The 7,372-nt window shown below is 69.8% G+C and carries 5 protein-coding genes; 4 read left to right on the top strand and 1 reads right to left on the bottom strand.

Translation table 11 applies throughout. The annotated features are described in order from the left end of the window. The coding region (locus AC1DU6_RS14730) for an AEC family transporter (RefSeq protein ID WP_477857954.1) at positions 1–428 on the bottom strand (428 nt) is incomplete at its 3' end. Between the two features lie 105 nt (positions 429–533). On the opposite strand from AC1DU6_RS14730, the gene AC1DU6_RS14725 reads away from it, so the two are divergent. From AC1DU6_RS14725 to AC1DU6_RS14710, 4 genes are all read left to right on the top strand, one after another. Beyond that, positions 534–1,577, top strand: a complete 1,044-nt coding sequence (locus tag AC1DU6_RS14725; protein ID WP_056205473.1) for a serine/threonine-protein kinase — start codon at positions 534–536, stop codon at positions 1,575–1,577. An 81-nt stretch (positions 1,578–1,658) separates the two neighbouring features. Further along, a complete protein-coding gene (locus AC1DU6_RS14720; protein WP_477857952.1) occupies positions 1,659–2,246 on the top strand; it encodes a PEP-CTERM sorting domain-containing protein in 588 nt (195 codons plus the stop codon). A gap of 153 nt (positions 2,247–2,399) precedes the next feature. Next, positions 2,400–5,045 (top strand): hypothetical protein, encoded by a 2,646-nt coding sequence (locus tag AC1DU6_RS14715; protein WP_477857950.1) that lies wholly within the window; start codon positions 2,400–2,402, stop codon positions 5,043–5,045. 147 nt (positions 5,046–5,192) lie between these two features. After that, a complete protein-coding gene (locus AC1DU6_RS14710) occupies positions 5,193–7,244 on the top strand; it encodes an ATP-dependent helicase (RefSeq protein ID WP_457320798.1) in 2,052 nt (683 codons plus the stop codon). Positions 7,245–7,372: the final 128 nt, after the last annotated feature.

Raw genomic sequence — 7,372 nt, 5'->3', positions numbered from 1 at the left:
GCGATGCACAGCGAGCTCGTCACGAAGAGGTCGGCCAGGATGGTGCTGACGACAGCCCCGCCAGCGGCATTGCCCAGCAACGCGACGATCAGCGGCACGCCCATGAAGCCGGTGTTGGGGAAGGCCGCCACCAGGGCGCCAAAGGCCGCGTCCTTCATGCCCACTCGCTCGGACAGCGTCGTTGCCACCGTGAAGAAGACCATCAGCAGCGCCGAGCTGAGATAGACGCCGAGCAGGGCCGGGTTCAGCAGCTCCAGCAGCGGCGTGTCGCGCCCGAAGCGGAACAGCAGGCAGGGCAGCGCAAAGAAAAGCACGAACCCATTCAGGCCGGGAATGGCGCTGTCCGGCAGCAGGCCGCGCTCGGCGGCCAGCCAGCCGCACAGCACCAGCGCGAAGAACGGAAAGGTCGTGGCGAGAACGGCAAGCATTGTCCGGGGGCGAGTATCCAGGGCCGTGAGCGAATGCGCGGACCGGCCCGCTTTGTAACAAAGGGGGATGGCAGCCCCCTGGGGTCACCCCTAATATGCCGCGCCATGCGCATGCCCAATCTCTCCCTGCCACCGCCAGCCGCCGCCGCGCCCCTGGACGAAGGGCAGGCGCTGGGCGTGTGGCGGCTGGAGAAACCGCTGGCCGACGGCGAGCAGGCCCATGCCGGCCAGTGGTACAGCGCCCACCATGCAATGGCCACGGAGCAGAAGGCGGCCGTCCTCGTGCTGGACCGCAGCGACCAGGGCGCCGGCGTCATGCTGCGCTACGCCGACCAGGCCGGTGACCTCGCCAAGCTGCAGCACCTCCACATCGCCGTGCCCAGCGACAGCGGCGTGACACCCGATGCCCACCCCTATCTGATCGTCGAGGGAGAGCATGGCGAGCCGGTGCTGCCGCAGTTGCACCAGTTGGGACTGCGCCAGCGCGTCGAGTTGCTGGTGCAGCTCTGCGAAGCCCTGCGCTCGGCCCACCAGCAGGGCTGGCTGCTGGCCGAGATCGACCCCGCCATGATCTGGCTCGGCCCCGAAGGCGGCGTGCGCCTCATGGGCCTGGGCCTGACCAAGATTCCCGACCCGACCGACCCTTTCGACCGCGGCCTGAGCCTCGGCGCTTCGCCGGCCTTCGTGGCGCCCGAGCGCCGCAACGGCGAACCACCCACTCTCGCCAGCGAGATCTATGGCCTGGGCGCCCTGGCCCGCGTCTTCATCTGCGGCTGGGAGGACACCCCCCGGGGCTTGGCGCCGCTGCGTGGCAGCGTGGCCGAGGCCTGGCCGCTGATGAAGTCGGCGCAGCAGATCAAGCTCGATGCCCTGCTGCGCGGCACCATGGCCGAATCGCCCGAGCTGCGCACGCGCGGCGCCGAGGGCCTCGCCGACGAACTGCGCGAGTGGCTGGGCCTCGCCCCCCCACGCAGCGCCGGCAGCGCTGCCGAACCCGGCCCCGCCGTCGAAGCCAAGGCTCGAGCCGCCTGGTGGAAGCGCTGGCTGTGGCTCGGCGCCGCGGCCGGTGTGGGCCTGCTCGCCATGGCGGCCCACGTTTCGGAGCCGTCTGCCCCCACGGCCGGCACCCGCGGTCTGCCCCAGGGTTGAGCTTTCCGGACGTTGGCTAGGGATGTCGCCGCAGCGGCCCCTCGGCCAACATGCGCGCCCTACCAATGCTGGAGCACCGCCATGGCCCGTTCTCTCCTTGCGCCTTTCGTCGCCGTCGCGCTGTCGCTGGCCACCTCGGCTGCGATGGCCGCCGGTTTCAACACCGATGCCGAAGGCTGGACCACCAGCAACGGTGGCGCCCAGGTCTGGATGGCCAGCGGCGGCAACGGCGGTGGCTGGCTCCAGGTCACCGACATCACGGACGACGACTTCCTGCTGAACGCGCCCACTGCCTGGTTGGGCAACTGGTCGGCCTTTGCCGGCGGCACGCTGTCCTTCGACGCCAGGAACATCAACGGCGATGCGCCGGACTGGGCGCCTTTCGGTGAAGTGACCATCATCGGGGCCGGCGGCGGCGTGGTGTTCGACATGGTGGCCGCGAACAACCCGCCGGCCGATGGTCAGTGGCATCACTACAGTTTCGTGCTGCCGTCCTGGCAGGTGCTGGCCAACGTGACCAGCCYGACGATCAAGGGCGAATTCCATGCTGGCGTCACCGAAGTGGTCGGCATCGACAACATCCAGGTCACGGCCGTGCCCGAGCCCACCCACGCGGCACTGCTGCTGGGCGGCCTGGGGCTGCTGGCGGCGCTACGGCGCAGGCGCTGAACCCGTTCAGCCGGCCCGGGTTGCCCGCGATGCACGGCCTTCGGGGCTCGGCAACAATGCGCGCTTCTCCGGAGGTTTCATGGCCCGCCCGCTGCTTGCGCCGTCATACGCGACCCGTTTTGTCCCGATCCCTGCCGGCTTGAACCGGCGGGCGTGCTGATGGCCGCGGTCGGCGCCTCCCCCGCCCCCTCGGGCCTGCTCGGCCTTGGCGAACTGCAGCTCAAGCTGCCCGCCACCAAGACCCAGTGGCTGGCCCTCGCGGCCGGCGTCGGCTTCGGCCTCGTGGGCGCCGAGCTGGCCTGGCACCACCCGCTGTCGGGGCCGCTCGCACTGGCTGCCTGGGGCGCCGCTGTGCTGCTGGCGGCGCTGTTCTGGGTCAAGACGCCCGTTCTTGTGCTCGCGCCGCTGCCCCTGATCGRCCTGGCGCCCTGGACCGGCTGGATCARCTTCGAGGAGATGGACCTGCTCGTCACCGCCTGCGGCTGCGGCGGTTATCTGGCCTATGCGCTGCAGCTGAACGCGCGCGACCGCGCGCCGGCCTGGCGCCACGGCCTCGTCTATTCGCCGGTCGTCGTCGTGCTGATGATGGCCCTGGCGCTGTCCGCGGCCTGGAGCATCAGGCGCGGTTTCGCCGACGCCGGTGGCTTCACCTTCGGCTGGTTCCATGGCTATCACGAGGCGATGAACTCGGTGCGCAACGCCAAGGCCATCTTCCTGGCGCTGGCCCTGCTGCCGCTGTGGACGGCCGCAGCCACCGCGCGTCCAAGAGGTTTCTCGCGCGGCCTGCTGCTCGGCCTGGTGCTGGCCCTGGCCGGCGCCAGTGCCGCCGCGCTGTGGGAGCGCCTGGCCTACCCCGGCGTGCTGGACTTCTCGACCGACTACCGCACCACGGCCCTTTTCTGGGAGATGCATGTCGGCGGCGCGGCCCTGGACGGCTTCCTGGTGCTGACCCTGCCCTTCGCCCTGCTGGCCCTGCTGCGCACGCGCTCGCCCTGGCGCTTTGCCATCGGTCTTGTCATCGCGCTGCTGGCGGCCTATGCCTGCCTCACCACTTTCTCGCGCGGCGTCTACCTGGCGTTGCCGCTGGCTCTCATCCCCATGGTCATGCTGGCCGACGCCCAGCGCCGCCGCGCCGCAGCCTCGGGCCCGGAAAGCAGCCAGATCGACAGCACGCTGGGCGCTGTCGACGAGCCGCTGCCGCGCCTGGCCAAGGTCGGGGCGCTTGCCATGGCCGGCGCCTTCGCGCTGGCGGCCGCTCTGATATTCGGCAGCGGTGGCTACCGCGGCCTGCTGGCCCTGTTCTTTGTCATGGTCATCCTGCTGGCCATGCCGGCCAGCCTGTGGCTGCCCACCTTGAGCCAGCGGCTGACGGCGCTGATCATGGGCGGCCTGCTGGCCCTGTTGCTCGGTGGCGCGAGCTGGGCCTTGTCCATGGCCGTGCCGAAGGCGGCCTATGTGCTCAACGTCGTCGCGCTGCTGTGCTGCGCCGCGCTGCGCTGGCGCGACCAGCCGGGGCAGGCACGGCCCCTGTATGTGCTACTGGTCGCGACGGCCTGGTTCTGGCTGCTGGCCACCATGGTCATCGTGGCCGACTACTGGAGCGGCACCACGGGCCGCTGGACGGCGCTTGCAGCAGGCCTGGCTCTGGCCGGCGTGTGGGCGGCCATGCTGGTGGAGCCGCGCCTGTGGCCCTTGCAGGGCAAGGACAGCCACGGCGCCGCGGGCTGGCGCAAGCGCGCCCTGCTGGTTGCCGGCCTGCTGATGGTGATGGCCATCGTCGCGGCCCTGGGCGGCGGCGCCTATCTGCGTGACCGGGTGGCCACCTGGAAGGAGGACGGCCAGACCCGCCTGACGCATTGGCGCGAGGGCCTGCACCTGCTGCACGGCGGCCGCCAGTGGCTGCTGGGCAAGGGCGCGGGGCGCTTTGTGCCGAGCAATTTCTAYGAGGGCCCGGTCAGCAGCCAGGTGGGCGACTACCGGCTGCGCCACGACCCGACCGAGTCCTATCTGGCGCTGGCCGCCGGCAAGCATGCGCTGGGCCGCGGCGAACAGTTCCGCGTCAGCCAGCGCATCACCGCACCGGCGGCCGGGCCTGTTGCCATCACCCTGGTGCACCGCACGGCGGCCGACGCGAATCTGGTGCTGCAGATCTGCGAGAAGAACCTCATCTACCCGGACAACTGCCACAGCGTCGAGCCGATGCTCAAGCCGCTGCGGGCCGAGGCGCCGGCGGAAGGCGGCGCCGAAGCCACGGCGCCTGCCGCGGCAACAGCCGGCATGGGTGCCTGGCAGACCAGCGAATTCAAGCTCGGGCCGGTGCCAGCGCTGGGCGGCGACTGGTGGGCCCCGCGCTTCGTGACCTTCTCCATGGCGCTGGACACGCGCGCGGCGCGCGTCGACATCGCTCGCATCGCGATGCAGGACGCCCAGGGGCGCCAGCTGCTGGTCAATGGCGATTTCAACCGCGAGATGGCACGTTGGTTCTTCTCCAGCGACCGCCACCACCTGCCCTGGCATATCAAGAACGCGGCCCTGCACGTGCTGTTCGAGCAGGGCCTGGTGGGCCTGGCCCTGCTGGGTGGGGCCTACCTGCTGGTGCTGGTGCGCCTGAGCTTCGGCCGCGGTCGCGACCATCCGCTGGCGCCGGCTATSGTCGCCGCGCTGATCGGCTTAGGTACCGTGGGCGCTTTCGACAGCCTGCTGGACGTGCCCCGCGTCGGCTTCGTTTTCTTCACGCTGCTGCTACTGGGGCTGGGGCTGCGGGCCTTGCCAGGGGAAGGGGTAGCGCGAGTGGCATGATGTGCGCCCCTCGTCCAAGGTGTACCTTGGCCGGTCCCCCTACGGGACGGCGATGCTTGCGGCGTTGAACCGCAAGCACATCGCCAGCGCGGGCCGGCTTGGGAGCGGCCCGTCGCTCGGCCCGCAAGCAGAGCCGCCACCAAAGACATGTCATCCCCGCCCGCCGCTGGCCTCAATCCGGCCCAGCTCGAAGCCGTCTACCACCTGAGCGGTCCCTGCCTCGTTATCGCTGGCGCGGGCTCGGGCAAGACGCGCGTCATCACGACCAAGATCGCGCAGCTGCTGGTGTCGGGCTACCGGCCCAGCCAGATCGCCGCCATCACCTTCACGAACAAGGCCGCGCAGGAAATGCGCGAGCGGGCCAAGGCACTCGTCGGCAACAAGGCGGCCAAGGACCTGGCGATCTCGACCTTCCACTCACTGGGCGTGCGCCTGCTGCGCGAGGAGGGCTCGCGGGTCGGGCTGAAAGAGCAGTTCTCCATCCTCGACAGCGACGATGTGCTCAACGTGCTGAAGGACGCCGGCGGCACGACGGATGTGAACCAGGCGCGGCGCTGGCAGTGGACCATCTCGCTGTGGAAGAACCAGGGGCTGGACGCGGCCCAGGCAGCGCAGGTGGCCAAGGACGAGGATGAACGCTCGGCCGCCGCCGTCATGGTGCGCTACCAGGAGCGCTTGGCCGCCTACCAGGCGGTGGACTTCGACGACCTCATCACGCTGCCGCTGAAGCTGCTGACGACGCACGCCGAAGCGCGCGCGAAATGGCAGGACAAGCTGCGCTATGTGCTGGTGGACGAATACCAGGACACCAACGCCGTGCAGTACGAGCTGCTGAAGGCGCTGGTGGGCGAGCGCGGCATGTTCACGGCCGTGGGTGACGACGACCAGTCCATCTACGGCTGGCGCGGCGCCACCATCGAGAACCTGAAGCGCCTGCCGACCGACTACCCCAAGCTGAAGGTCATCCCGCTGGAGCAGAACTACCGCTCCACCGGCAGCATCCTGCGCGCGGCCAACAACGTCATCGCCGGCAACCCCAAGATCTTCGAGAAGAAGCTGTGGAGCGAGTTCGGCGACGGCGAGCCCATCGCGCTGCTGGAGGCTGACGGCGAGGAGCACGAGGCCGAGCGCGCCGTGGCGCGCATCCAGCAGCTGCGTGCCGATGGCAAGGGACCTCAATACCGCGACTTTGCGATCCTGTACCGCGCCAACCACCAGGCGCGCATCTTCGAGCAGGCCCTGCGCCGCGCCCAGATCCCCTACAAGGTCTCGGGCGGCCAGAGCTTCTTCGACAAGGCCGAGATCAAGGACCTGTGTGCCTGGCTGCGCCTGCTGGTGAACCAGGACGACGACCCGGCCTTCCTGCGCGCCGTGACGACGCCCAAGCGCGGCATCGGCCACCAGACCTTGGGCGCCCTGGGCACCTTCTCGGCGCAGTGGAAGTGCAGCATGTTCGAGGCGCTGTTCGCCGAGAGCCTGGCCACTTCGCTGACCAAGCGCGCCCTGGACGGCCTGCACGAGTTCGGCCGCACCGTGAACGAGCTGCAATACAAGGCCAAGCACACCGAGGGCCACACCGCGGCTCACGCCATGCTGACCGAGTGGCTCAAGGACATTGCCTACGAGGCCCACCTGCTCGACAACGAGGAGAACGAGAAGGTCGCGCAGGCGCGCTGGGGCAATGTGCTGGACTTCGTCGACTGGATCGCTAAGCGCTGCGGCGGCCAGCACAGCGAGGAAGGCGGCGTCAGCTTCACCGAGCCCAAGCAGAGCGTGCTGGACGTGGCTCAGACCATCTCCGTCATCCTGTCGCTGGCCGAGCGCGGCGAAGACCAGGATCAGGTGACGCTGACCACGCTGCACGCATCCAAGGGCCTGGAATGGCCCCACGTGGTGCTGGCGGGTGTCAACGAGGGCCTGCTGCCTTTCAAGCGCGAGGAGGCCGAGCTGACGGCCGAGGCGCTGCAGGAGGAGAGGCGGCTGATGTACGTGGGCATCACGCGGGCGCGCACGACGCTGGCCGTGTCGACGTTGCGCCGGCGCAAGAAAGGCCGTGACACCGTCGTGGGCATTCCCAGCCGCTTCCTGGCCGAGATGAAGCTGCACGAGGGCATCACCCGTGAAGATCCCCGGGAAAAGCTCAAGCGCATGCGCGAAGAACTGGCCGCCAAGGCAGCCGCGCGGGCGGCACCCCAATAGCCGCCGCCGTAGTGCCTTTCTGCGGGGCGAGCGCTGGGCCGCTCCCGAGCCGGCCCGCCCTGGCGATGTGCTTGCGGCTCGATGCCGCAAGCATCGCCGTCTCCACGGGGGACCGGCCAAGGTACCCC

This window comes from Roseateles sp. P5_B10 (assembly GCF_056400485.1).
This window is presented reverse-complemented; position numbering and strand designations above follow the sequence as displayed.